General features: G+C 68.5%; 18 protein-coding genes and 5 tRNA genes. 6 read left to right on the top strand and 17 right to left on the bottom strand.

Annotated features, from left to right (window positions below; translation table 11 throughout):
• Positions 1-364: 364 nt before the first annotated feature.
• From rpoC to WMF46_RS02220, 15 genes are all read right to left on the bottom strand, one after another.
• The gene (gene rpoC / locus WMF46_RS02290; RefSeq protein ID WP_437984086.1) at positions 365-4,648 is read right to left on the bottom strand and encodes a DNA-directed RNA polymerase subunit beta'; all 4,284 of its coding nucleotides are present in this window, start codon (positions 4,646-4,648) and stop codon (positions 365-367) included.
• A gap of 141 nt (positions 4,649-4,789) precedes the next feature.
• On the bottom strand, positions 4,790-8,926 hold the full coding sequence (rpoB, locus tag WMF46_RS02285) for a DNA-directed RNA polymerase subunit beta (protein WP_437976274.1): 4,137 nt from the start codon (positions 8,924-8,926) through the stop codon (positions 4,790-4,792).
• A gap of 366 nt (positions 8,927-9,292) precedes the next feature.
• Positions 9,293-9,679 carry a 50S ribosomal protein L7/L12 gene (gene rplL, locus WMF46_RS02280; RefSeq protein ID WP_437743924.1) on the bottom strand — a complete coding sequence of 129 codons (387 nt, stop codon included), beginning with the start codon at positions 9,677-9,679 and terminating at the stop codon, positions 9,293-9,295.
• A 98-nt stretch (positions 9,680-9,777) separates the two neighbouring features.
• The gene (rplJ, locus tag WMF46_RS02275; RefSeq protein ID WP_437549104.1) at positions 9,778-10,308 is read right to left on the bottom strand and encodes a 50S ribosomal protein L10; all 531 of its coding nucleotides are present in this window, start codon (positions 10,306-10,308) and stop codon (positions 9,778-9,780) included.
• Between the two features lie 3 nt (positions 10,309-10,311).
• The gene (gene rplA, locus WMF46_RS02270) at positions 10,312-11,022 is read right to left on the bottom strand and encodes a 50S ribosomal protein L1 (protein ID WP_272097521.1); all 711 of its coding nucleotides are present in this window, start codon (positions 11,020-11,022) and stop codon (positions 10,312-10,314) included.
• A 145-nt stretch (positions 11,023-11,167) separates the two neighbouring features.
• Positions 11,168-11,611: a 50S ribosomal protein L11 gene (gene rplK, locus WMF46_RS02265; RefSeq protein WP_272097520.1), complete on the bottom strand. Its 444-nt coding sequence runs from the start codon at positions 11,609-11,611 to the stop codon at positions 11,168-11,170.
• 117 nt (positions 11,612-11,728) lie between these two features.
• Complete coding sequence (gene nusG, locus WMF46_RS02260; protein WP_012233040.1) at positions 11,729-12,259, bottom strand: transcription termination/antitermination protein NusG; 531 nt, start codon at positions 12,257-12,259, stop codon at positions 11,729-11,731.
• 30 nt (positions 12,260-12,289) lie between these two features.
• Entirely contained in the window at positions 12,290-12,919 is a 630-nt protein-coding gene (gene secE, locus WMF46_RS02255; protein ID WP_437984085.1) for a preprotein translocase subunit SecE, read from the bottom strand.
• A gap of 87 nt (positions 12,920-13,006) precedes the next feature.
• A tRNA-Trp gene (locus WMF46_RS02250) sits at positions 13,007-13,079 on the bottom strand.
• 29 nt (positions 13,080-13,108) lie between these two features.
• Positions 13,109-13,279, bottom strand: coding sequence for a 50S ribosomal protein L33 (gene rpmG, locus WMF46_RS02245; RefSeq protein WP_437531315.1), 171 nt, complete (start codon positions 13,277-13,279; stop codon positions 13,109-13,111).
• 9 nt (positions 13,280-13,288) lie between these two features.
• Complete coding sequence (gene tuf / locus WMF46_RS02240) at positions 13,289-14,479, bottom strand: elongation factor Tu (RefSeq protein WP_437984084.1); 1,191 nt, start codon at positions 14,477-14,479, stop codon at positions 13,289-13,291.
• A 52-nt stretch (positions 14,480-14,531) separates the two neighbouring features.
• Positions 14,532-14,607: transfer RNA gene (locus tag WMF46_RS02235), tRNA-Thr, on the bottom strand.
• Between the two features lie 13 nt (positions 14,608-14,620).
• Positions 14,621-14,696 (bottom strand) — tRNA-Gly (locus tag WMF46_RS02230).
• 73 nt (positions 14,697-14,769) lie between these two features.
• Positions 14,770-14,851: transfer RNA gene (locus WMF46_RS02225), tRNA-Tyr, on the bottom strand.
• A gap of 81 nt (positions 14,852-14,932) precedes the next feature.
• Positions 14,933-15,005, bottom strand: a tRNA-Thr gene (locus WMF46_RS02220).
• A 590-nt stretch (positions 15,006-15,595) separates the two neighbouring features.
• On the opposite strand from WMF46_RS02220, the gene WMF46_RS02215 reads away from it, so the two are divergent.
• Complete coding sequence (locus WMF46_RS02215; protein ID WP_437984083.1) at positions 15,596-17,398, top strand: serine/threonine-protein kinase; 1,803 nt, start codon at positions 15,596-15,598, stop codon at positions 17,396-17,398.
• Positions 17,399-18,060: 662 nt separating this feature from the next.
• On the opposite strand, the gene WMF46_RS02210 is transcribed toward WMF46_RS02215, so the two are convergent.
• Together WMF46_RS02210 and WMF46_RS02205 are read right to left on the bottom strand one after the other, a co-directional pair.
• Positions 18,061-19,539 (bottom strand): MXAN_5187 C-terminal domain-containing protein, encoded by a 1,479-nt coding sequence (locus tag WMF46_RS02210; RefSeq protein ID WP_437984082.1) that lies wholly within the window; start codon positions 19,537-19,539, stop codon positions 18,061-18,063.
• 5 nt (positions 19,540-19,544) lie between these two features.
• Positions 19,545-20,297 carry a hypothetical protein gene (locus WMF46_RS02205; RefSeq protein WP_437984081.1) on the bottom strand — a complete coding sequence of 251 codons (753 nt, stop codon included), beginning with the start codon at positions 20,295-20,297 and terminating at the stop codon, positions 19,545-19,547.
• A 215-nt stretch (positions 20,298-20,512) separates the two neighbouring features.
• On the opposite strand from WMF46_RS02205, the gene WMF46_RS02200 reads away from it, so the two are divergent.
• The 5 genes from WMF46_RS02200 (at position 20,513) to WMF46_RS02180 (ending at position 26,359) form a co-directional block, all read left to right on the top strand.
• Entirely contained in the window at positions 20,513-21,979 is a 1,467-nt protein-coding gene (locus WMF46_RS02200) for a prolipoprotein diacylglyceryl transferase (protein ID WP_437984080.1), read from the top strand.
• 3 nt (positions 21,980-21,982) lie between these two features.
• Positions 21,983-22,672, top strand: coding sequence for a bifunctional phosphoribosyl-AMP cyclohydrolase/phosphoribosyl-ATP diphosphatase HisIE (gene hisIE, locus WMF46_RS02195; RefSeq protein ID WP_437984079.1), 690 nt, complete (start codon positions 21,983-21,985; stop codon positions 22,670-22,672).
• A gap of 238 nt (positions 22,673-22,910) precedes the next feature.
• Complete coding sequence (locus WMF46_RS02190) at positions 22,911-23,831, top strand: hypothetical protein (RefSeq protein ID WP_437984078.1); 921 nt, start codon at positions 22,911-22,913, stop codon at positions 23,829-23,831.
• 51 nt (positions 23,832-23,882) lie between these two features.
• The gene (locus WMF46_RS02185; protein WP_437984077.1) at positions 23,883-25,499 is read left to right on the top strand and encodes a BamA/TamA family outer membrane protein; all 1,617 of its coding nucleotides are present in this window, start codon (positions 23,883-23,885) and stop codon (positions 25,497-25,499) included.
• A 104-nt stretch (positions 25,500-25,603) separates the two neighbouring features.
• A complete protein-coding gene (locus tag WMF46_RS02180) occupies positions 25,604-26,359 on the top strand; it encodes a hypothetical protein (RefSeq protein ID WP_437984076.1) in 756 nt (251 codons plus the stop codon).
• Positions 26,360-26,380 lie beyond the last annotated feature (21 nt).

Here is a 26,380-nt window from a genome sequence, read left to right as displayed (position 1 = left end):
AGAACCCTCGCGGAACGGGAGCACGCGGGGAGAGCTGGCCAGCCGCTCGCGGCGTATGCAGCCATGGGGTGCGCTCGAGGAATGAGAGCAGAGCTCGGCGCGGCGCGCGAGCCCCGTGAGCGTTCCAGCCGACGCCGGTTGGCTGGCGAGGCTGGCGAGGCCCGCTCGACCCGATACGCTGCGACGTGGAAGTGAAGACTGGCTCCGGGTAGGCGCGCGCGCCACGTCCGGCGCGACTCGCGAGGCCGATAAGCCTGGGGCGAAGGGCAAAACGCCTCCCGAGCCGCTGCGAGCGTGCTTCGGGAGATGGGCGGCGCGCCCGGGGTCGGGGTTGGATCCCGCCCTGGGCGCGCCGGCAGGCCGGCTACTCCTCGTTCACGGCCGTGAGCGTCTCCTCGGGACGCGGCCGGGGGGCGACGTACGGCGCTTGCGCCACCGGCTCGCCCTCGACCACGACCTGGAGGCGCTTGTAGGCGGGCAGCCCCGTCCCGGCCGGGATCAGGCGGCCCATGATGACGTTCTCCTTGAGACCGCGGAGATCGTCCGTCTTGCCGTTGATCGCGGCCTCGGTGAGCACCTTGGTCGTCTCCTGGAACGACGAGGCGCTGATGAACGACTCGGTCGACAGGCTGGCCTTGGTGATGCCGAGGAGGAGCGCCTCGGCGATGGCGGGCTTGCCGCCGCGCTCGAGCACGGTCTCGTTCTCCTTCTCGAAGATGTGCTTCTCGACCTGCTCGTCCACCAGGAAGTTCGTGTCGCCGACCTCGCGCACGCGGACACGCCGGAGCATCTGCCGGACGATGACCTCGATGTGCTTGTCGTTGATGCCGACGCCCTGGAGCCGGTACACCTGCTGGATCTCGTTCACGAGCCAGGCCGACAGCTCCTTCTCGCCCTTCACCCGGAGGATGTCGTGCGGGTTCGGCGGGCCGTCCTGGAGGGGATCGCCCGCGCGCACCCGGTCACCCGGCTGCACCTGGATGTGCTTGCCCTTCGGGATCAGGTACTCGCGCGCCTGATCGCCGAGCGCGTGCCCGTCCGGCGAGTACGGCGTGATGATGACCTTCCGCTTGCCCTTCGTGTCCTTGCCGAACGTGACCTCGCCGTCGATCTCGCTGATGATCGCGTGATCCTTCGGCTTTCGGGCCTCGAACAGCTCGGCGACGCGGGGCAGACCGCCGGTGATGTCCTGCACCTTCGTCGTGTCGCGCGGGATCTTGGCGATGACCTCGCCGGCCTCGATGAGATCCCCCTCCTGCGCGACGATGTGGGCGCCGACAGGGAGCAGGTAGCGCGCCTCGAGCTCGCTGTTCAGGAGCTTCAGCGTCTTGCCCGACTCCGGGTCCTTCAGCGAGATGCGCGGGCGGACGTCGGCCGCCTTCGACTCGATGACGACCTTTCGCGAGAGGCCCGTCACCTCGTCGAGGCGATCCTGCACGCTGACGCCCTCGATGAGGTCGCCGAACTTCACCACGCCGGAGACCTCGGTGAGGATCGGCGTCGCGAACTGGTCCCACTCGGCGAGCAGCTCGCCGGGCTTGGTGCGCTCGCCGTCGGCCTTCTTGAGGATGGCGCCGTAGACGAGGCGGTTGTGCTCGCGCTCGCGCCCCGTCTCGTCGACGACCACGATCTCGCCGTGGCGGTTCATGACCACCATGGTGCCGTCCTTCTTCTTCTGGACGACCGCGCGGCGGAGGCGGACGGTGCCCTCGGTGCGGGCCTCGAGGTAGCTCGCCTCGATCTTGCCGCGCGCCGCGGTGCCGCCGATGTGGAAGGTGCGCATCGTGAGCTGCGTGCCCGGCTCGCCGATCGACTGGGCGGCGATGATGCCCACCGCCTCGCCGATGTTGACCCGGTAACCGCGCGCGAGGTCGCGCCCATAGCACAGCGCGCAGACCCCGCGACGGAGCTGGCACGTGAGCACCGAGCGGATGACGACCTCCTCGATGCCGGCGTCCTCGATGGACCGCACCGCCTGCTCGTCGAGCTCGGTGTTCGCCGTGATGAGCACCTCGCCGGTGAGCGGGTCGACGACGTCCTCCAGCGCGACGCGGCCGAGGATGCGGTCGCCGAGCGGCTGGATGACCTCGCCGGCCTCCTCGAGCTTCGCCACGCGGATGCCGTCGAGCGTGCCGCAGTCGAACTCGGAGATGACCGCGTCCTGCGCCACGTCGACGAGCCGCCGGGTGAGGTACCCGGAGTTCGCCGTCTTGAGCGCCGTGTCGGCGAGCCCCTTCCGGGCGCCGTGCGTCGAGATGAAGTACTGGAGCACGCTGAGACCCTCGCGGAAGTTCGCGGTGATCGGCGTCTCGATGATCTCGCCGGACGGCTTGGCCATCAGGCCGCGCATCGCGGCCAGCTGCCGGATCTGCTGCGTGGAGCCGCGCGCGCCGGAGTCGGCCATGATGTAGATCGGGTTGAAGCTCGGCTCGATCGACTCCTTGCCCGTCTCGTGGTCGACGATCGTCTCCTTGCCGATGCCGGCCATCATCTCGGTCGTGACCTGGTCGGCGATGCTCGCCCAGATATCGACGATCTTGTTGTACCGCTCGCCGTCGGTGATGAGCCCCTCCTGGTACTGCTCGACGACGCGCTCGACCTCCTTCTGCGCCTCGCCCAGAAGAACCTTCTTGGCCGCCGGGATCACCATGTGATCCATGCAGATCGAGATACCCGCCCGCATCGCGTGGTCGAAGCCGAGCGTGCGGAGCCGGTCCGCGAGGAGGACGGTCTCCTTGTTGCGGTGGATGCGGTAGCAGACGTCGATGAGCGCCGAGAGCGCCTTCTTGTCGAGGGTCTTGTTCGCGTACTCGAACGCGACCCCCTTCGGGAGGACCTCGGAGATGATGACGCGGCCCACCGTGGTCTCGACGATGCGGCGCTTCACGTGGCCGAACTCGTCGAGCTGCGGGTTGCCGTCGTCGTCGATGATCGGCACGCGGACGCGGACGCCGGCGTGCAGCGCGACCTCGCCGTTGTCGTACGCCATCCGCACCTCCTCGAGGGAGGCGTAGACGCCCCGCAGGTAGCCCTGCGCCACGCCGTCCTCGCCGAAGGCGAGGGTGTCCGCGCGGTACGACCCCTTCTCGAACTTCCGCTCGCGGGTCGCGTAGTAGAGCCCGAGCACGATGTCCTGGGTCGGGTTGATGATCGGCTTGCCGCTCGCGGGCGAGAGGATGTTGTTCGTGCTCATCATGAGCACGCGCGCCTCCATCTGCGCCTCGACCGACAGCGGCACGTGGACCGCCATCTGGTCGCCATCGAAGTCGGCGTTGAACGCCGCGCAGACCAGCGGGTGCAGCTGGATCGCCTTGCCCTCGATGAGGACGGGCTCGAACGCCTGGATGCCGAGGCGGTGGAGCGTCGGGGCGCGGTTCAGGAGCACCGGGTGCTCGCTGATGACCTCCTCGAGGATGTCCCAGACCTCCGGGCGCTCCTTCTCCACCATCTTCTTGGCGCTCTTGATGGTGTTGACGTAGCCGCGCTCTTCCAGCTTGTTGTAGATGAACGGCTTGAAGAGCTCGAGCGCCATCTTCTTGGGCAGGCCGCACTGGTGCAGGCGCAGCGTCGGGCCCACGACGATGACGGAGCGGCCCGAGTAGTCGACGCGCTTGCCGAGCAGGTTCTGGCGGAACCGGCCCTGCTTGCCCTTCAGCATGTCGGAGAGCGACTTGAGCGGGCGCTTGTTCGGGCCGGTGATCGTCTTGCCGCGGCGGCCGTTGTCGAACAGCGCGTCGACCGCCTCCTGCAGCATCCGGCGCTCGTTCCGGATGATGATCTCCGGCGCGTTCAGCTCGAGGAGCCGCTTCAGGCGGTTGTTGCGGTTGATGACGCGGCGGTAGAGGTCGTTGAGATCGCTGGTCGCGAAGCGGCCGCCGTCCAGGGGGACGAGCGGGCGCAGATCCGGCGGGAGCACCGGGATCACGGTCAGCATCATCCACTCGGGCCGGTTGCCGCTCTCGCGGAACGCCTCGACGACCTTGAGCCGCTTCGCGAGCTTCTTCCGCTTGGCCTCGCTGGTCGCGGCGCGCATCTCCGTCCTGAGCAGCTCCGCCAGGCCGTGGACGTCGACCTGCTTGAGCATCTCGAGGATCGCCTCGCCGCCCATCCCGGCGCTGAACTTGTCGTCACCGTACTCGTCGAGGAGCTGCAGATACCGCTCCTCGCTCAGGAGATCGCCCCGCATGAGGCCAGTCTCCTTGGGATCGATGACGATGTACGCCTCGCAATAGAGCACCTTCTCCAGGTCCTTGAGCGTGATGTCGAGCATGTTGCCGATGCGCGACGGCAGGCTCTTCAGGAACCAGATGTGGGCGACCGGCGTGGCCAGCGAGATGTGCCCGAGCCGCTCGCGCCGGACCTTCGACTGGATGACCTCGACGCCGCACTTCTCGCACACGATGCCACGGTGCTTCATGCGCTTGTACTTGCCGCAGTTGCACTCGTAGTCCTTCACGGGCCCGAAGATCTTGGCGCAGAACAGACCATCGCGCTCCGGCTTGAACGTCCGGTAGTTGATGGTCTCCGGCTTCTTCACCTCGCCGTGCGACCACTCGCGGATCTTCTCCGGGCTCGCGAGCGAGATGCGGATGGCGCTGAACGACAGCGGGTCCTTGGGCTTCTCGAAGAAGCTGAAGATGTCACGCATGGAGACCTCCGGAGACAGAAACGAAACCGATGAACCTGTCCGCGCCCACTGCTTGAGCGTTCGGGAGCGCGCCGCCCGCGCGGCGCGCCTCCCCTGCCGTCACCGAGAAGGCGCGCGGCGCTCGTGACGTGACGAACTGCATCACTCCTCTTCCTCCGCGGCCGACGCCTCCACCCCTGCGCTCGTCTCGACCAGCTCGACGTTCAGGCACAGCGACTGGAGCTCCTTGATGAGCACGTTGAAGCTCTCCGGCAGCCCCGCCTCCAGGGTGTAGTCCCCCTTCACGATGGCCTCGTACATCCGGGTGCGGCCCATCACGTCGTCGCTCTTCACGGTGAGGAACTCCTGCAGCGCGTAGGCCGCGCCGTAGGCCTCCATCGCCCAGACCTCCATCTCGCCGAGCCGCTGCCCGCCGAACTGCGCCTTGCCGCCGAGGGGCTGCTGCGTGACGAGCGAGTAGGGCCCGATCGAGCGAGCGTGGATCTTGTCGTCGACCAGGTGGTGGAGCTTCAGCATGTACATGATGCCCACCGTGACGTTCTGATCGAACGCGTCACCCGTGCGCCCGTCGAAGAGGATCGCCTGGCCCGAGGTCGGGAGATCCGCGAGGGCGAGAGCGCCCTTGATATCCGACTCATGAGCGCCGTCGAACACCGGCGATCCCATGAACACGCCCTCATCGACCGTCTTGACGAAGCGCTTGACGTCGCCGTCATCGAGGTTGTCGAAGAAGCCGTTCATCGTCTCGTCGCCCGCGTAGATGGCCTTCAGGTGCTCCTTGATCTCGGCGCTCGCCCGCTGCTGCTCGAGCATCCGCTGCAGCTGGTTGCCGAGCTCGAAGGCGCCCCACCCGAGGTGGATCTCGAGGATCTGACCGACGTTCATGCGGCTCGGCACGCCGAGCGGGTTCAGCACGAGATCGACCGGCCTGCCGTCCTGCAGATACGGCATGTCCTCCTCGGGGAGGATGCGGCTGATGACACCCTTGTTGCCGTGGCGGCCCGCCATCTTGTCGCCGACCTGGAGCTTGCGCTTGATGGCGATATAGACCTTCACCATCTTGATGACGCCCGGCGGCAGCTCGTCGCCCTTGGAGAGGCGATCGATCTTGTCGCGGAAGTGCTCCTCGCGCGTGCGGACGAGCTCCTCGAGGTCGCGCAGGATCTGCTGGACCCGCTCGGCGTCGTCCACGGGGATCTCCCCCCAGTACTTGCGGGGAATCTCGGCGAGCGAGGGCTCGTCGATGATGGCGCCCTTCTGGAAGAGCACCTTGCCCTTGTCGTCGACGAGCTTGCCTGTCGCCTCCTTGCCGAGGAGGAGCTCGCGGATGCGGCGGAAGAACGAGTCGCGGAGGATCTTGATCTCCTCGTCGCGCGTCCGCTCGATCCTGGCCCGCTCCTGATCCTCGATGTCCCGCGCGCGGTCGTCCTTCTCGGTCCCCTTGCGCGAGAACACCCGGGCGTTGATGACGATCCCGCCGACGCCGGGCGGCACCTTGAGCGAGCTGTCGCGGACGTCGCCGGCCTTCTCGCCGAAGATCGCCCTGAGCAGCTTCTCCTCGGGCGAGAGCTGGGTCTCGCCCTTCGGCGTGATCTTGCCGACCAGGATGTCGCCCGGCCGCACCTCGGCCCCGATGCGCACGATGCCGGAGTCGTCGAGGTCCTTGAGCGCCTCCTCGCCGACGTTCGGGATGTCGCGGGTGATCTCCTCCTTGCCGAGCTTCGTGTCGCGGGCGACGCACTCGAACTCCTCGATGTGGATCGAGGTGAACACGTCGTCCTTGGCGATGCGCTCCGAGACCAGGATCGAGTCCTCGAAGTTGTAGCCCTGCCACGGCATGAACGCGACGAGCACGTTCTGGCCGAGCGCGAGCTCGCCCATGTCCGTCGACGGGCCGTCGGCGAGCACGTCGCCCTTCTTCACCACCTCGCCCGTCCTGACGACCGGCTTCTGCGTGTAGCAGGTCGACTGGTTCGAGCGCTGGAACTTCATGAGGTGGTAGATATCGGGCACCTCGGCGCCCTCGCCCTCGGCGCGGACGACGATGCGCGTCGCGTCGACGCTCTCGACGACCCCGGGGCGCCGCGCGATGACGCAGACGCCGGAGTCGCGGGCGAGCCGCTCCTCCATGCCGGTGCCGACGAGGGGCGCGTGCGACTGCACGAGGGGCACGGCCTGACGCTGCATGTTGGCGCCCATGAGCGCGCGGTTCGCGTCGTCGTGCTCGAGGAACGGCACGAGCGCGGCGGCGACCGACACCATCTGGTTCGGCGCGACGTCCATCAGCTCGACCATCTCGGGCGTGACGATCTTGAACTCGCCGTTGTAGCGGGCCGAGACCAGCGACTCCTTGAAGCGACCGCCCTCGTCGAGGTTCACGGTCGCCTGCGCGATGTACTTGCCCTCCTCTTCGAGCGCGGAGAGCCAGATCACGTCCTCCGTCACCCGGCCGTTCTCGACCTTCCGGTACGGCGTCTCGACGAACCCGAACTCGTTCACGCGGGCGAACGTCGACAGCGAGGCGATGAGGCCGATGTTCGGACCTTCCGGCGTCTCGATGGGGCAGATACGACCGTAGTGGGTCGCGTGGACGTCGCGCACCTCGAACCCGGCGCGCTCGCGGGTCAGGCCGCCCGGGCCGAGCGCCGAGAGGCGGCGCTTGTGGGTGACCTCCGAGAGCGGGTTGGTCTGGTCCATGAACTGCGAGAGCTGGGAGCTCCCGAAGTACTCCTTCACGACCGCGCTGACCGGCTTCGCGTTGATCAGATCGTGGGGCATGAGCGTGTCGATCTCCTGCGACATGCTCATGCGCTCCTTGATCGCGCGCTCCATGCGGACGAGGCCGATGCGGTACTGGTTCTCCATCAGCTCGCCGACCGCGCGCACGCGGCGGTTGCCGAGGTGATCGATGTCGTCGACCGAGCCGCGCCCGTTCTTGAGCTCGATCAGGTGACGCACGGTCTCCAGGATGTCCTGCGGCGTGAGCACCGTGAGGTCGAGCCCCGGCCGCTCGTCCTCGGGGACATCGCGGTAGAACTTGTAGTTCAGCTTCAGCCGGCCGACCTTCGACAGGTCATAACGCTCGGCGTTGAAGAACAGGTTGTGGAACAGGGTCTTGGCGGTCTCGAGCGTCGGCGGATCGCCCGGCCGCAGCCGCCGGTAGATCTCCAGGATCGAGTCCTCCATCGTCTTCACCTTGTCGGTGAGCAGCGTGTCGCGGAGGTACGAGCCGACGTTCAGGCCGTCGATGAAGAGGATGCGGAACTGCTCGATGTTCGCGTCGCGCAGCCGCTCGAGCTTCGCCTCGGTGAGCTCCTCGTTCACCTCGACCACGACCTCGCCGGTCTCCGGGTCGACGATGTCGTGCGCCGCGACCTTCCCGACGAGCTCCTCCGGCTCGAGGCTGAGCCGCTCGAGCTTCGCCTCCTTCATCTTCCGGATGGCGGCGCGGGTGAACTTGGTGTTCTTCTTGACGATGACGTCGTTGCCGATCTTGATGTCGCGCGTCGTCCGCTGGCCGGCGAGGAGATCGTACTCGATGCTCTTCGCGTACTTGCCACCCTTCTCGAGGTACACGGTCTCGGTCGAGTAGAAGTAGTTCAGCAGGTCCTGCGTCGAGTACCCGAGCGCGCGCAGAAGCACCGTCGCGTGCATCTTCCGCCGGCGATCGATGCGAACATAGATGATGTCCTTCGGGTCGAACTCGAAGTCGAGCCACGAGCCGCGGTACGGGATCACGCGCGCGGAGTAGAGCAGCTTGCCGCTCGAGTGCGTCTTGCCCTTGTCGTGGTCGAAGAAGACGCCGGGGCTACGGTGCAGCTGGCTGACGACGACGCGCTCGGTGCCGTTGATGATGAACGTGCCCGTCTCGGTCATCAGCGGGAGCTCGCCGAAGTAGACCTCCTGCTCCTTGATGTCGCGCACGATCCGCTCCCCGCCGTCGCGGGTGTCGTAGATCATCAGCTGGTTCGTGACCTTGATCGGCGCCGAGTAGGTCATACCGCGCTGGCGGCACTCATCGACGTCGTACTTCGGCGGCTCGAGGTTGTACGAGACGAAGACGAGCTCGCTCGTGCCGTTGAAGTCTTTGATCGGGAAGACCGAGCGGAACACCGCCTGCAGCCCGACCTCCTCCCGCTCGTTCGGCGGAACGCTCATCTGGAGGAATTTGTCGTAGCTCGACTTCTGGATGTCGATCAGGTTGGGGACGTCGATGATGCGACGAACGCGACCCAGGTTCTTACGGACGCGGAAGTTGGATTGGACGACCGACGGCATCGATTTCCTCCGGCTCACACGAGCAGTGCGGGGCGGGCGCACGGCTCGAACCGAGCAACGAACACGAAGCTACGCACGAATGGCGAGCGAGCGTCCCCAGGGTATGAGGACCCAAAACATCTTGGTTGTGGGGGCAGAGCGGACCGCGTGGCGACCCATTGAGCTCCGACGTTGGCCGAGGACCCGCACCCGCGGTCCTCTTCAGGATTGACCGAGGACCCGTACTCGCGGCCCTCTTCAGCGTTGCGCGAGGGCCCGCAAACGCGGTCCCGTTCATCAGACAAAAGCGGGACGTGCGGCAGGGACGACCGCCCCTGCCGCCGTCCGCCGGCGGATCCCGATTTCCCTTGCAGGGAGCGGTGATCGTTACTTGAGCTCGACGGTAGCACCTGCCTCGACGAGCTTCTTCTTCATCTCCTCCGCGTCCGCCTTGGAAACCTGCTCCTTGACGGTCTTCGGCGCGGCCTCGACCAGGTCCTTCGCCTCCTTCAGGCCCAGACCGGTGATCTCGCGGATCGCCTTGATGACGCCGATCTTGTTGCTGCCCGCGTTCGCGAGGATGACGTCGAACTCGGTCTGCTCCGGGGCCTTCTCGGCCGGAGCGGCGGTCGCGGGGCCGGCCGCGACGGCGACGGCCGCGGGGGCAGCCTTGACGCCCCACTTGTTCTCGAGGTCCTTGATGAGCTCGGCGATCTGGATGACAGGGAGGTTGGAGAGGTAATCGACGACCTGCTCGCGCGTGATCTCAGCCATTGCAAGACTCCTTCAAACTCTTCTGCGCGCCCCGGGGAGGGGGCCATGTAAACCAAAACCAGACGGGCGCAAGGCCCAATTGATACGAAAGCACCCTCTCAGGCCTGCTTGCCCGCTTCCTCTTCCTTCGCCTTCAGGAGATAGGCGAAATTCTGGAGAGGCGCGTTGAGCTGCTGCACGAACTGCTGGAGCGGCGCCTGCAGCGTCGCGAGCAGCGTGGCACGAAGCTCATCCTTGCCGGGCATCGTCGCGAGCTGCGTCTCGACGGCATCCCCCGAGAGGATCTGCCCCTCGATGAGCCCCGCCTTGACCTGCAGCTTCTGGTTGTCCTTGCGGAACGCCTTGACGACCTTGGCTGCCGCGCTCGGATCCTCGTAGCTCCAGGCCACGCCGGTCATGCCGGTCAGGCTCTTCGCGAGGGTCTTCGCCCAGGGGTGCTCCTTGATGGCGTGGCGGACGAGCGTGTTCTTCACGACCCGGTACTCCACGCCGGACTTCCGGAACTCATCGCGAAGCTTGGTGACCGCTTCGACGTTCATCCCCTTGAAATCCAGGAAGACCGCGGAAGACATCCGCTCGAACTTCTGCCGGACGGAGCCGATCAGCACTTCCTTCTGGGACCGTTCCATGGGCTACGCCTCCTCCGTCTTGCCGATGAAATGGACCGGGTCGATGCGAACCCCGGGGCCCATCGTCGAAGACAGCGTGATGCTCCGGAGGTAGATGCCCTTGGCCGTCGCCGGCTTGGCCCGGACGAGCGCCTGGATCAGCGCGTCCGCGTTCACATGGAGCGCGTTCTCCGCGAAGGAGACCTTGCCGATCCGCGCGTGCACGATGCCCGCCTTCTCGACACGGTACTCCACCTTGCCGGCCTTCGCCTCCGAGACGGCCGTCTTCACATCGAACGTCACGGTCCCGACCTTCGGGTTCGGCATCAGGCCGCGCGGACCGAGGATACGGCCGAGCTTGCCCACCAGACCCATCATGTCCGGCGTGGCGATCACGCGATCGAAGTCCATGAAGCCTTCCTGGACCTTGTTCACGAGATCCGCCTCGCCGACGAAGTCGGCGCCGGCCGCCTCGGCCTCCTTGGCCTTCTCGCCCTTGGCGAACACCAGGACCCGAAGCGACTGCCCCGTCCCATGCGGGAGCACGACGGCGCCACGGACCATCTGGTCTGCGTGCCGCGGGTTGACACCCAGCCGGACCGCGAGATCCACCGTCTCGTCGAACTTGGCGGGCGCCGCTTGTTTCACGAGCGCGCACGCCTCCTGCAATGTGTACTTTCGAGCGCGGTCGACGACCGCCCGCGCTGCGACTTTCTTCTTGGCGACTTTCGGCACATGCCCTCCTTCTTAACGGCTCTCGCCTCCCACGGTGCGCCTAAAACTACCGTGGTAAATCTTGCTTCTGGCCCCGCTGGGCGCCCCTCTCAGGCGCCCGGCGCGGCGGGGCGCATCCCCGACGGCGGGGAGCGCCACGACCACCTCAGTCGACGACGTCGATGCCCATCGAGCGCGCCGTGCCCGCCATGCTGCGCATCGCGGACTCGAGGTTCGTCGTGTTCATGTCCTGCATCTTGAGCTGGGCAAGCTCCTGCAGCTGCTTCTGCGTGACCTTGCCCACCTTGACCTTGTTGGGCTCCTTGGAGCCCGCGCCCGGCTTCTTCTTCGTCTCGAGCCCCGCCGCCTTCTTGAGGAGCACGGAGGCCGGCGGCGTCTTCATGATGAACGTGAACGAGCGGTCCGAGTAGACCGTGATCACCACCGGGATGATCATGTCCCCCTGCGCCGCCGTCCGCGAGTTGAAGTCCTTGCAGAACGCCATGATGTTGACGCCGTGCTGGCCGAGCGCCGGACCGACGGGGGGCGACGGGTTGGCCTTGCCCGCCGGAAGCTGCAGCTTCACGTACCCTGTGACTTTCTTCGCCATGATGAATCTCGCACCCTATCGAACCGCCGCCCGACGGGCGGTCTACTATTCAGAGAAACAGCGAAGCACCGCGGAGGCGCGGTGCTCGCCCGCAGGTTTGCAGCCGTCCGTTCCTGGCTAGCGCTTCTCCACGGCTGAGAAGTCGAGCTCAACGCTGGTGGGTCGGCCGAAGATGCTGACCTTCACCTTGAGCTTCTGCTTGTCCATCTTCACGTCATCGACCGTGCCGGTGAAGTTCGCGAAGGCGCCGTCGAGGACCCGCACCTCCTCACCCACCTCGAACGTGAGCCGCGGCTTCGGCTTGACCGCCCCTTCGACGATCCCCCGCCGGAGATTGTCGATCTGAACGATCGGGACCTCCTGCGGCGTCTGGTTGCCGATGAAGCCGGTCACCTTGGGCGTGTCCTTGACCAGGTGCCAGACCTGCTCGTTCATCTCCATCTCCACGAAGATGTAGCCGGGCAGGCTGAGCTTCTGACGAACGCGGGTCTTACCGCCGGGACGGTTCTCCGTGACCGTCTCGCTCGGGATGAGGATCTCGCCGAACCGATCTTCCAGGCTGTACTGCTTCACGCGCTGCTGGAGCGCGTCGCGCACCTTCGCCTCGTATCCCGAGTAGGTATGGATGACGTACCACTTCTTGGCCATGGCGCTTGATTCCCTCAGGGTCTCCCTGCTTCAGCTTCCATCGCCGTAAACGATGTTGGTCACGAATGCCCAGAAGCGGTCGAGCAGCGCCAGGTAGAGGGTCGCCACGGTGGTCGTCGCGATGACGACGAACGTCGCATTCGTCACCTCCTTCTTGGTCGGCCACTTCACCTTCGCCAGCTCGGCGGCGACCTCGTCGCTCCAGGCGCGAAGCTCGGGGTTGCGGAACGCGCGCAACACGACGACCAGCGCGACGACGCCGCCGACGATCATGCCGTACGTCGTCTTGTCGTCGTCACCCACCGCGGAGAGCGCCGGCAGCGTCCGGCTGAACCAGTCCTTGTTGGCGAGTGTCGCCCAGACGCCATGGACGACCTTGCCGAGCAGGTAGGCGAGCAGCATCCCCGCGGCGAAGAAGCCCGCGAGCACATAGCGCTCCGAGCCAAGCTGAGTGGCCGCGACCTCCTCGTCCTCGGCCTCATCGGCGTCGTTCGATTCATCGGCACGCGGCGCCTCGGCGTCCTTCGCGTCAGCAGCCCCCGTCCCCTCGCTCTGCTTCACGAGGGACGAGTCCTCGGCAGGCGAGTTCGGTCCGGATTCTTCCGGCTCCTCGTCCTCCGCGACCTTCGTCGGCGGCTTGTCTTTTTGACCCTTCGCCATAACAACACCAAACGCGCCGAACCGCGGCAGACAAAGGCCTGCTCGGTGAGGATCCAGGGGCGGCCCTGAGGCGCCCACATCCCCCGGCAGGGGCAGAGAGGCTCGAACTCCCGACCTGCGGATTTGGAATCCGCTGCTCTACCAACTGAGCTATACCCCTAGAATCGCTGCGCCTTCCTGAGCACTCGTTCACTTCGTCTCGTCGTGAACCGTGTGCTTCTTGCACTGCTTGCAGAACTTCTTGAGCGACACCACCTGATCCGGTGCCTTCGTGGTCTTGTAGTTCCGCGACTTGCACTCGCTGCAGGCCAGTGAGACGGCGATGCGCGCCGCACGCCACCCACCGGCCTGCTCGCCCACGTCGGCCTCCTACGCGAGGATCTTGGTGACGACGCCGGCGCCCACCGTCTTGCCGCCCTCGCGGATGGCGAAGCGCATCTGCTCCTCCAGCGCGACCGGGGCGATGAGCTCGATCGTCATCGTGATGTTGTCGCCCGGCATCACCATCTTCACCCCCTCGGGGAGGTTCACCGTGCCGGTCACGTCCGTCGTCCGGATGTAGAACTGCGGCCGGTAGTTGGTGAAGAACGGCGTGTGGCGCCCGCCCTCCTCTTTCTTGAGGACGTACACCTCACCGGTGAACTTCGTGTGCGGCGTGATCGACCCGGGCTTCGCAAGCACCTGGCCGCGCTCGATCTCTTCCTTCTCCACGCCGCGGAGCAGACACCCGACGTTGTCGCCCGCCTGCCCCTGATCGAGCAGCTTGCGGAACATCTCGACGCCGGTCACGATCGACTTCTTCGTGTCCTTGAAGCCGATGATCTGCACCTCGTCGCCGACCTTGATCACGCCGCGCTCGATGCGGCCCGTGGCCACCGTGCCGCGGCCCTTGATCGAGAACACGTCCTCGATCGCCATCAGGAACGGCTTGTCGATGTCGCGCACCGGCTCGGGGATGTAGCTGTCCAGCGCGCTGAGCAGCTGCTGGATGGTCTCCTCCCACTTCGGGTCGCCCTGGAGCGCGGGCAGCGACGCGCCGCGGACCACCGGCGCGTTGTCCCCGTCGAACTTGTACTTCGACAGGAGCTCGCGGACCTCCATCTCGACAAGGTCGAGCATCTCCGGGTCGTCCACCGCGTCGCACTTGTTGAGGAACACGACGATGTGGTTCAGGCCGACCTGGCGGGCGAGCAGCACGTGCTCGCGCGTCTGCGGCATCACGCTGTCGAGCGACGACACGACGAGGATCGCCCCGTCCATCTGCGCCGCGCCGGTGATCATGTTCTTGATGTAGTCGGCGTGCCCGGGGCAGTCGACGTGCGCGTAGTGGCGGTTCGCCGACTCGTACTCGACGTGCGCCGCCGCGATGGTCACCGTCTTGGTCTCGTCACGGACCGTCCCGCCCTTCGCGATGTCGGCGTACGAGATCGCCTTCGCAAGGTTGCGCTTCGACTGCACCTTGACGAGCGCCGCCGTGAGCGTGGTCTTGCCGTGGTCGATGTGGCCGATGGTGCCCACGTTCACGTGCGGCTTCGTACGAGTGAATTTCTCCTTGGCCATCGAGATGTCTCCTGCCGAAATGAAGTTCGCGACTGCGTTTCGCTGTCCTCGTTGGAGCCCACCATCGGGATTGAACCGACGACCTCGTCCTTACCAAGGACGTGCTCTGCCAACTGAGCTAGGTGGGCAAACGACCGACCATGGAGCGGGCGACCGGGTTCGAACCGGCGACGTTCAGCTTGGAAGGCTGACGCTCTACCAACTGAGCTACGCCCGCGCGCTTCCGTCGGGAGTGACCCGGCGGATCTGGTTCCTGGTCGGACCGCCTTCGGAGCGAAGCGTCGCTCCGGTGGAGGGTGATGGATTCGAACCATCGTAGGCATTGCCGGCAGATTTACAGTCTGCTCCCTTTGGCCGCTCGGGCAACCCTCCAGATTTTCTCTACTTATTAGATTTTGCCGACTTTGTCTCTGCCCTGACCTCCCGAATCACCGACCGGTCGCCTTGCATCGGAGCTGACGAGGGGACTTGAACCCCTAACCCCCTGCTTACAAGGCAGGTGCTCTACCGATTGAGCTACGCCAGCGGCATCCACCCGCTGCCCGTCCCCGGGCTCCGGGAAACGTGCGTGCTGACCTAGCGAAATGTCCCAAGACCGATCACTTCTGTGCGAGCAATCAACTCCCGGCCCTGCTGGACCACCTGCCTGCGCGGTTCGGAGTGTCCCGACCGGGCTGGACCGCAGCGAGGTGAAGCTGTTGGTGCCGCTCACGTCGCTCCGAAGGTAGACGAGTCCCGCGAAGGGAGGAGGCTCTTAGCCCCCTGCAAGAGACGTGTCAAGCGGTGTGCATCGTTTTCGTCCGTTTCGCTGGAATCGGCTGCGAGAGCGCGGTCTGGCCGCGCGGTCGAGCTGGGCGCTCCAGAGCGTCGGCGTCCTCCGACGGCGCCGATCTCGCTCGAGCGCTCCCGGTTTTCAAGTGCGGACGTCGAGAAGCACGCTCCCGCGGCGCGCGGAGCGCAGCGGCGAGGCGCTCGCGCAGCTGCTCGCCCGGGTCCCTTGCGCTCCGCTCGCGGCTGCTGCGATCCTGCCCGGCGCACGCTCGCCCGGGCGCGCCGCGGAGCGGCCCGAGGCGACGATCGCGTTCCGTCATGCTTCGGGGGTAGAGGTTCGATCGCATGGAATGTCCCGCTTGCCATCAGCCAAACATCGATGGGGCGCGCTTCTGCGCCACGTGCGGCGCGCTCCTCCCTGTCGCGCCGGTGGAAGCAGACCCGCTCATCGGCGCCATCGTCGGCGGCCGGTTCCGCATCATGGGCGTGCTCGGCGAGGGCGGGATGGGCCGCGTCTACAACGGCGAGCAGCCGATGGGGACGTCGGTGCGGAAGGTCGCCATCAAGACGCTCCTCTCGCAGCACGCGAAGGATCCGCAGGTGGTCGCGCGCTTCATGCGGGAGTGCGGCACGGTCAGCGAGCTCGAGCACCCGAACACCATCAAGGTCTACGACTTCGGGCAGACGAACACCGGGGAGCTCTACATCGCGATGGAGCTCCTCAACGGGCAGTCGCTGGAGACGGCGCTCGAGCGGGGCGGCGCGCTCTCTCCCGAGCGCGTCGATCGCATCATCGCGCAGACGTGCGGGTCGCTCCAGGAGGCCCATGAGAAGGGGATCGTCCACCGCGACCTGAAGCCCGCCAACATCTTCTTGACCAAGCGCGCCGGCGAGGAGGACTACGTCAAGGTCCTCGACTTCGGCATCGCGAAGCGCGACGAGCGCAGCGCCAAGGCCGAGCAGAAGCTGACGCAGCAGGGGACGGTGCTCGGCACCCCGCCGTACATGAGCCCCGAGCAGTTCACGGGGACCGAGCTCGACGCGCGGAGCGACATCTACTCGCTCGGCGTGCTGACCTACGAGATGCTCACCGGGCGCCTGCCGTTCGACGCCGACACGCCGTGGGCATGGGCGACGCAGCACATGACGGCGCAGCCGTTCCCGTTCGAGGCCGTGCCGATGGGCGCCGCGGCCCCGCCGAAGATGAAGGCGGCCGTCATGAGGGCCCTCAGCAAGAGGCGCGAGGACCGGCAGCAGTCGGCGCGGGATTTCTACGAGGATCTCACGATCGGCGCGGGCGCTCGCCTCTCGGTGCTCGCGGCGGCGCCGCGCACCCTCGTCGGGAGCGACGCGCCGACCAGCGGGACGGCGCTGATGCCGTCGCGCTCGGGTCAGACGCAGCTCGGGGAGCCGCTGTTCGTCGCGGGGCCGCCCACGGGATCGGGACCGGTGAGGACCGTCGTCAACCATCAGGCCCATCAGGCCCCGACGGTCATGGATCAGGCTGTCGTTCCGGCGCACCCGGCCGTGCCCACGGGCAGCGGCCAGGTGTTCCCCGCGCCGCCGCCGGCGCCGCAGAAGAGCAAGGCAGCTCCGATCCTCGCCGCGGTCGCGGCCGTCGCGGTGCTCGGCGTCGTGGGCGTCGTCATGATGACGAAGGGGAGCGGCGGGAGCACGACGGAGGAGAGCACGTCGACCGCGATCCCGCTGCCCACGGGCGCGCCGTCGGTCACCGTGGCGTCGGATCCCGTGGGCACGCCCACGAGCACGCCCACCGCCACCCCGGAGCCTCCCCCGCCCGAGCCCACCAGCCCGGACAAGACGGCTCCGGACACCCCGAAGAACACGACGACCCCGACGACCCCGACCGCGACCACCGGGCCCAAGGCCCCGCCGCCTGGCAACGAGAAGGCGGAGCAGGAGTGCAGGGCCGCGATCAACCTGGCGAACGGCGGCAACACGGATCTCGCAGTGAAGCGCTTTGCGTCGTGCGATGGCCCCAAGAAGGCCGAGGCGAGGGCCGCCATCAGCGCGAGCGCCAAGCGGGCGGTCGCGTCCAAGGGGTGCGCGGCGAAGTCCCACGCTTTGGCCGCCGCGCGGATCGGGGCGGGCGAGGCGATGTCCCAGCTGCCAGCGCAATGTCGATGAAGGAGGTGGGTCGGATCGGGCACAACGCTCAGCGGGTCCGGGCTGTTCCAGGCTTGCCTTGACGCCCGATTTTGACCGGTGCTAGATCCTGCCCTGACAGTTCTGAAAGTTCAGTGCACGCCGCGCCCTGGCTTTGCTTGGTCGGCGCTTGACTTTGGAACACGGGGGAGAAGGTCGCTCACGGGAAATGGGCAGTAAGATTCGTTTGGTCGCGCCTCGAATGAGCTGGCGCGACATATGTCGATCTAGAGAGTTCGCTGGGCGATGGATCGCCCTTGACAATGTCAAATACGTTCAAGGCTGTTCCCAGCCGGCCGAAGCCGACGTTGTGGACGCCGACGATGACCTCGCCGACTTATGCGCGAGGATGCGCGAGGCCGACCGCACGGCGTGTGCGATCCTCTTCGTCGAGGACGACGCCGGAGTACCTCCGCGGGTCCAGCGACTGCCGCAGCTTTGGCGCCGCGTCGCGCACCACTGATCCGCCGGAACATCCTCATCCGCCCAGCCCGACCGTCTGACGAGGCGAGCGCCCTCGGGAGCGTCTCGGCGAACCGAGCGTAGCTCGGAGCGCTCATGCTCCTCACGTTCGCCGAGCGTCGGTCCCGCGTCGATCCCTGCCTTGGGACGTCGCGTCCGCCCTGCCGCCAGCCGATCTTCGGCTACTTGAGGATCGGCTTCAGCAGGGTCTTGCCGTCCTTGACGACGACATCGTAGTCGACGGACTTGGCCGGGTTCGTCGCACGCAGCTTCGCGGCCTGCGCGCGGAGGCTCTCGGCCAGGCGCTCGTAGGTGACGCCGGCCGTCGACTCACGCGCAGCGCGCTTCGTCTCGACGTACTTCGCGTAGATCTGACGCAGCCGCTGCTCCGGGAGCTCGTCGTCGCGCGCAGCAGATCGCTGCGGGGGCGCGGGTCGCGCGCGCACCGCGGCGGCGTCGACGCCGGCGCGCGCGGCCTCCGGGGGGCGCGACGGCGTCCGCGGCGCCGTATGCCGAGCGCCGCTGGCCGCGCCGGTCTCCGCGGCAGGCGGCGCGGTGGAGCGACGGCGCCGGGCCGACGGCGGGCGCTCCGAGTGGACGCGCTCCTGCCGCCTCGCTCCGGTGCCCTTCGCTTCGCCCGCCGCGGCGGCGGCAGCGACCGCTGGGGCTTCGGCCGGAGCGCCGGGAGAAGGCTTGACCGGGCTCGGTGGCGGCGGTCGCTTCGGAGCAGGCGGAGGCTCGGACGCGACGTCCGTCAACACGTCTGGAGGCCCGGCCGCGGTCTTCGCCGCGTCGCCGGCCTTGGTGCGCTGAGCGCGCATCTCCGCCGCGAGCTCGGCGAGCCGCTGACGGCTGTTCGCGCCCGCCGCAGGCTGAGCCTTGTCGACGGCAGGGCGCGCCGGCGACTTCGCGCCCACTGGCGAGGCCTCGGCCGGCTTGCTCTCCGCCGGCTTCTGCTGGGGCCTGGTCAGGCCGAGCCCCCGGGGCAGCCCTCCCAGCGGCGCGGGCTTCACGACCGCGACGGCCTGCGGCATGGCAGGCGGCGCGAGCGCGGGGCGCACCGGCGAGCTCGGGGGCGCCGCGCTCGACGCCTCCGGTGCGGTCAGCGGCGCGACCGCGGCGCGAGGCGCGGCCTCCTCGGCGGCCAGCGCGGCCAGCGATCGCTTTCCCAGCAGCGACGCGGCGGGCAAAGGCGGGGGCGCCAGCGTGACCGCCTCGTCGTCGACGTCGATCTCCTCGTGATCGCCGCTGCCCTCGGCGCGGTGGACCGGCTCGCGCGCTGTCTCCTGCTGCTCGGCGAGCTCCGCGTAGCGCTCTGCCCGCTTGCGGCCGACGATCGTGAGCGCTTCCTTCGCTCCGACCCGCTTCGCTGCGCGGATGACGTCGCGACGGTACGTGCCGCTCTCGATCTCGCGCGAGATGCGGCCCCAGTACTGCTGGAACGTGTTGTAGCGCTGGATCAGCATCTGGAACTTGAACCGGAGTCCGGTGTTCCTGATCTGCTCCCGCCGCATCACCCAGATGCGACGCTCGACGTCCTTGCGCGGGATGAGCGGCTCCAGCCGTTCGATCCCCATGAAGTACTGCTCGTAGAGCGCGCGCAGCCGCTCGATGCGCGTCTCCAGCTCCTCGAGCTCCCGTTCGACCTCACCCGATTCCATCGCGGCTAGAGGGGCGTGATGCGCAGGTTGTCGAAGCAGACCGGCGCATCCCATGCGTTGAAGCCCATGTGCTCGTGCCCTGGACCGGAGAGCGGAGCAGGGTCGCTGAGCTCCAGATACTCGACGTCGTTCACCGACCAGGAGAGGGTCCTGCCGTCACGACGCTCTATCCGGAAGCGATACGGTTGCCCCGGCGCGACCGGCCGCGCGCGGTCGTCGTCGCTGTCCGGATCCACATCGATCTCCAGCCGTTCGGCGCTGTGCTCGTCGAGGCGCGCGAGCACGTGCTTCGTGTTCTTCCATCCTCCGAGGATCACGAGGTAGCTCGTCGCGTTCGTGTAGCTCGCCGCCGTCGCCCCGCTCCGGCCGTCACCCCAGAGCTCGGCCTTGAGATCGCCGTCTGGAGCCTCGGCGATGGCGTCGAACTCGATCCGGGCGTTCTCCGGCAGCGGCCGCTTCAACCACACGCCGCGGTTCCTCGCGGCGCGCACGCAGAGCTGCCCCTCGTCGATGGCCCACTTGGAGCTCAAGGCGTTCCAGTCGGGGCCGAGCGCCGGCCGGTTGAAGTCGTCCTCGAACACGCCCGTCCCCTGCGCTCCCGGAGCGGCGCCCACGGTCGGCAAGGAGACCGACGGCGCGACCGTCCCGGCTGGCCGCGCGCTCGCATCCCCCGTGGCCGGCCCTTCGGGAACACACGCCGCGCTCACGAGCAGTCCAGGCACTGCGAAGACCCCGACGGTGGCACGGCCAGAGAGCACGGAATCGATGCTAGCAGCGGCGCGCGCGGACTTCGAGAGCCGCTTCGCGAGCGCCGTCGACAGGGTGGGGAGAACATCACGCTGCGCTGACGGCCCGGGCACATCGAGATCGCCCGGCGCGGTTGGACCAGCGTCAGCGAACGCTTTGGCTCGCTGCGTCATGCGCGAGAGACGATGCTTGATGGTCCCCAAGCCCAGGCGTAAGGAGAGGCGCCATGCATCCCATCCTGTTCCGCGTCCCGCTGCCCGCCTGGACCGTGCCCCTGCTCTGGGTCTTCCTGATCGCTGCGGGCATCGCTTTCGCGGGCGCGATCGGGCTGCTCATCGCGAAGAACAAGCCAGGCGCGACGGCCGCGGGCATCGCAGGCGTCGCGCTCGCCGCGATCGCCTCTCAGGTCAAGGAGCAGACCTACACCCTGGGTCCGCTGCCCATCTACAGCTACGGTGTCATGCTCGGGCTCTCGCTCGTCGTCGGCTGGTACCTGACGCTCGGGCTCGCGGAGCGCGACGGCCTGCCGAAGGAGACGATGGCCAACTGCTACGTCGTCACCGCTCTCGCCGCGGTCGTCGGGTCGCGCGTGCTCTACATCCTCACGAACCTCGACGAGTTCGACTCGTTCGGCGCGATGTTCGACATCCGCCGCGGCGGACTGGTGGCGTACGGCGGCTTCCTGGGCGGCTTCCTGGGCTCGTACCTGTTCCTGCGCTCCCATCGCATCCCGCTGCTCCCCTGGGCCGACGTCGCCGTCCCGAGCCTCGCCTCGGGCCTGATGATCACGCGCATCGGGTGTTACCTCTTCGGCTGTGACTTCGGCCGGCCGCTCGGCGAGACGGCGCCCGCCTGGCTGAAGAAGCTCGGCACGTTCCCGCGCTGGGCCGAGGGCACGCTGGACCACGGCAGCGGGTCCCCGGCGTGGGTGCAGCACGTCAAGGAGCGCGGGCTGGATCCGAGCTCCGAGGCGTCGCTCGCCGTGCACCCGACGCAGATCTACGAGGCGCTCGTCGGCGCAGGGCTGCTCGCGCTCCTCCTCCTCGCGCGCCGCCGGCAGAAGTTCCGTGGCGAGATCTTCCTCATCTTCACGTTCTCCTACGGCGTCTGCCGCTACCTGCTCGAGCTCCTCCGCGACGACGCCGAGCGGGGCTCGATCCCGCCGTCGCTCCCGGAGCACGTGTTGCTCCCGGCCGGCCTCGTGATCTTCGCCGTGGGGTACACGATCGGGTTCTCCCACCTCCTCCGCGACAACATGGTGCGCAAGGTGACGCAGGTGCTCTCCTTCGTCCCCGCGGTCGCCCTGTACCTGGCCCTCAGGCCCGAGACGTTCGCCGCCTCCGCGACCCTCCAGTACTCGACCTCCCAGGCCGTCGCGCTGGCGACCGGGCTCGCCGCGTCGATCGCGTTCGCGGTCTATCACAAGGCCGCCCTGGACCACCCGGAGCAGGCGATGGCGCTCAGCCTCCCGGAGAGCCCGGCCGCGGCCGCCGACAAGCAAGCAGATGGCGACGACGACGAGGACCAGGACGACGAGGACGAGGACGACACGCCGAGAGAGAAGCGGAGCGCGCCGGCGAAGGCCGGCGACGCGCCGTCGCGGGCCAGGCGCGGCAGCGCAAAGGACGAAGGCCGGGCGACGGCCCGCGAAACCGGCGCCGCCGAGGCGCCCGACACCACCGGAGAGGCATAGACCGTGAAGATCGCATTCGGAGAGGGCAAGCTCGTACCGGCCGTCGTGCAGGATCGGCTGACCGGGCAGGTCCGGATGCTCGCGTACATGACGCGGGAGTCGCTCGCCAGGACGCTCGAGACGGGGCGCGCCACCTTCTTCAGCCGCTCGCGCGGCGAGCTCTGGGAGAAGGGGGCGACGAGCGGCAACACGCTGGCGGTGACGAGCGTCCACGCCGACTGCGACGGGGATGCGCTCCTGATCCTCGCGGAGCCCCGCGGCCCGACGTGCCACACGGGGAGCGCGAGCTGCTTCTTCCGGCAGGTCGATGCCGGCGGCGACGGGGAGCCCGAGGCCGCCGACGAGGGGCAGGACGCTTCCGCGCTGCTCGAGTCCCTCGAGCGCGAGATCGAGGCGCGCAAGGCGTCGTCGGCGACGAAGAGCTACACCCGGAAGCTGCTCGACGGAGGCGCGCCGCTCATCGGGGCAAAGCTCCGCGAGGAGGCCGGCGAGCTTGCCCAGGCGATCGCCGGAGAGAGCGACGAGCGCGTCGCGTCCGAGGCGGCGGACGTCATCTACCACCTGCTTGTCGGCATCGCGTCGCGCGGCGTCCCGCTGCGCGCGGTGCTCTCGGCGCTCGCGTCACGCATGGGCACGAGCGGCCTCGTCGAGAAGGCATCGCGGGCACAGAAGGACAGCCCGGGCAAGCCGTGATGCGCCGCGCGCCGCTGCCTCGATGTGGCGGCGGCTCACTCTTCGTGATCCGCCACGCTGCGCTGCGCTGTCAGCAACCACAGAGCCCGTTGTAGACGGACGAAGCCTTGTCACCGCAACCGGGGCTGCCGATCGGGATCACCCCGATGGCGGCGGCGCCCGCGAGAGCGAGGCGGCAGACGGCGAGGCTTCGCCACCGCAGCTGCGCGCCGGCCCCCGCCCTCCGTGAGGGCGGCGGATGGGCTATTCTGGATGGGTGAGCCCGTTCCGTGAGCCGCCCGGCATCGAGCTCGGCCCGCTGGAGGTCGGCCTCGGGCGCGCGGCGCGGCGAGCCATGGTGGGCCTCATCCCGAGCGGAGGACGGCTCATCGCGCCGGACGGCTACGCGCGGACCCTCCACGGCGAAGGCGGCTCCTGGCGCGGCCGCTCGCACACCGCAGGCGCGCTGGGCTCCCTGGGGCTCTTGCTGGCGTCGGCCTGCGCCTTCGTCGCGGCGACCGGCGGCTTTCAGCTGCACGGCCTCGAGGCCACGGCGGTGACGGTCGCGCTCGTGATCGCGGGCGGGGTCTCGCTGGCCGCGGTGCTGCGCGCCATCGATGCGCCGCGCGAACGGCTCACCGTGCACGGCGCAGTGGTCGGCAGGGCGGCGAGGCGCGCGCTCCGCAGGGCAGGGCGCCTCGCGCGCCACGCGGAGCGCGCGCCGGACAGGTTCGGCCCTCGCCGCGTCATCGCGCTGCGCAAGACGTTATCCATGCTCGCGGATCCGCTCATCGCGGACTGGATCCCCGCGGACGTGCGCGGCCGCGCCGAGCTCCTCCTCGCCCGCGCCATCGCCGCGAGCGTCGGCGCGCGCTGGGCGCGCGAGGCCAGCGTCCGGACCGAGGTCCGGGCGCTGCTGCTCGCCGCGGCCGATCACCTGATCGAGCCGACGCCGGCCCGGCTGGACCTGCTCGTGCTGGCAGAGCACACCGAGCCCTCCCCGACGCCGCGGGATGCACGTTGGCCACAGCGCGTGACCGCTGCGGCGCAGATCCGCTGCAGGGCGCCGTCGCCCCCTGTCCCCTCCGACGCCGTCGCCGAGGACGCCGCGGCGGGGGTCGATCTCGACGCGACCGATTCCCCCGGCGAGACGATCGATCGTGCTAGGGTGCGCTGCTGAAGGGCGCGTCGCCGACGCCTCGGTAGGCTTCGGCGGCGTTGCAGGAATCCCGTGAATCCACCTCGATTCCGGGGCTCTTCACGCTCCCGGGCCATCCCCCTGCCCCCTGCGCTCGGCCGCGCCCACCTCGCGCTCTGGTGCGCGTTGCTCCTGGGGACGTGCCCGAGGCGCGCGCTCGGGCAAGGCGCGGTGGCCGCGGGCGCAGAGGCCACGGCGCAGGAGCGAGCGCCGCACGCTTCCGCGCCCTCCCACGCGGCGGCGCTGTCGCCCGGCGCGGCGCTCGAGGAGAGGCATCGCGTCCGGTACACCCTCGATGGCATCGAGATCCGAGGCAACGTGCGGACCGCCGCGCGCGTGATCCTCCGCTACGTCAGGTTCCGCGCGGGGGACCTGCTCGACGTCGAGGATCCGGAGATCGAGCTCACGCGCTACCGCCTCCTCGGGACCGGGTTCTTCGCCTCGGTCGGGTTCTCTCTCCGCAAGGGGGTCGAGCGCGGGAGCGCGACGCTCGTGATCGACGTCGTCGAGCGCAACACGTTCGTCGTGCAGGACCTCTGGCTCGGCATCGCGGCCGACGAGGACACCGCGGGCAACGCGAAGCCGCTCTCCGCGTTCACTGGCGTGCAGGTCGCCGAGACCAACCTCGCCGGGACAGGGATCACGCTCGGCGCCGGCGTCGGGCTCGCGGCCGACCAGCTCGCGCTGAGGACCCGCTTCGTCGACCCCGCGTTCGTGGGGACCCGCTGGTCGGCCACGGTGACGGTGCTCTACAACGACGCCCGTGACTTCTTCGGCAACCGGGACGTCGTCTTCGAGTCCCCGTTGCTCGAGCAGCGCGAGGTCACGGGCTACGCCGTCGTCGCCTACAAGCGGTTCGGCGCGACGCTCGGCACAGGTCACGACGTCTCCTCCTCCTCGCGGCTGTCGCTCGACTACCACCTGGAGCAGATCGACGCGACCGTGCCCACGGTCGCCTCGCACATGCGCGGCAACAGCCGCGAGCCCATCGAATTCGACATCCTGGGCGGCAAGACGGTGCTCTCGTCGCTGCATGCCGCGATCGATCACGACACGCGCGACGCGCCCTTCCTCGCGACGCAGGGCACGCTCGCTTCGGTCTCGGTCACGGTGGGCGTACCGCCGTTCGGCAGCGACTACGGCTACCAGAAGTTCGAGTTCGGCGCGCAGCGCTGGTTCCGCCTGCCGCTGCGGCACGTGCTCCGCGTCGAGGCGTTCGCCGGCGCGATAGCCGGGGACGCGCCTTTCTTCGAGAAATTCTACGTCGGCGATCTCACCGACCTCCTGCCGGATCGGCTGCTCGATCTCGCGCCCGATCGGAGGCAACCGCCGAACTTCCTCAGCACGGACATCATCGAGGTCCGGTACGGGGACTTCGCCGCGAAGCTCGAGGCGGAGTACCGGATCCCGGTCTACGCCGGCCGCGGCTCCATCTACGGCGTCGATCTCTTCGGCGCCGCGGGCCTGTACGGCCTCGCGACGCGCCGCGAGTTCACCGATGCGCCGACCGGATACGAGGGCTTCGCGCGCGTGCCCGTGGACGTCACCTACAACCTCGGTCTGCGGGTCGACACGGCGGTCGGCGGGGTGACGCTCGCGTTCTCGAACCTGCTCGGGCTGATCCCGGCGCGGCGCGGCGAGCGGAAATGATCTGCTTCCACGTACATCGCGGACCGAAGCGCGCGACGCACGATGCGCGGCGCGCGGGCGGTGGCCGCCGTGCCTGGCACCTCCGAGAGGCGCGGCGAGCGCTCGTGGCGCTCGGCCGCGGAGCGGCGCGCTGGCTCGGGATCGCGCTGCTCGCGACGCTCGCCCTCCGAGCGAGCTGGTCGATGGCCCAGGAGGGGCCCAAGGAGATCGCCGACGCGGACGCGCAGCAGGCGCTCGGCGCGCCGGCCGCGCTGCCTACCCGGGTGGCGAGCTTGACGCTCGACAAGACGATCGTGCAGCTGACCGTGGGCTTCCGCGACGTCGTCGACGGCGAGATCTCGAAGAAGCTGCTCAGCGGGCTCCCCACCGTCATCACGATGCGCGGCTACCTCTTCCACGAGAGCGGAGGCAACCCTGTCGCGCTCGCCGCCAAGAGCTGCCGGATCGTCTACGACCTCTGGGATGAGGTGTTCCGGATCCAGCTGATCCAGGCCGGAGGTCAGTCGAGCACGGTCGCGATCAACGTCGAGGGCGTGCTCCGCAACTGCGCCGAGGCCCGGCGGCTGCCGCTCGTGGAGCGATCGCTCGTCCGCGACGGCAGCCGCTACTTCGTCGCCGTGCTGGTCGAGGTGAACCCCATGAGCGCCGAGATGCTCGATCGCATCAAGCGGTGGGTGACCCGGCCGCCCGGCTCGACGGCGATCGGGCCGGGCGACTCGCTGTTCGGCTCCTTCGTCGGCCTGTTCGTGACGCGCATCGGCAACGCCGACCGGAGGCTCGCCTTCCGCACGCAGCCCTTTTTACCGCCGGTGCCACCGCCCAGCCCGCCTCCTCCTCCCCAGAGGTCTCCCGGCCGCTGAGCCACGCGCCCGGCGGCCTCA

The sequence above is a fragment of the Sorangium sp. So ce117 genome, assembly GCF_051524395.1.
Lineage (GTDB): Bacteria > Myxococcota_A > Polyangia > Polyangiales > Polyangiaceae > Sorangium > Sorangium cellulosum_B.
This window is presented reverse-complemented; position numbering and strand designations above follow the sequence as displayed.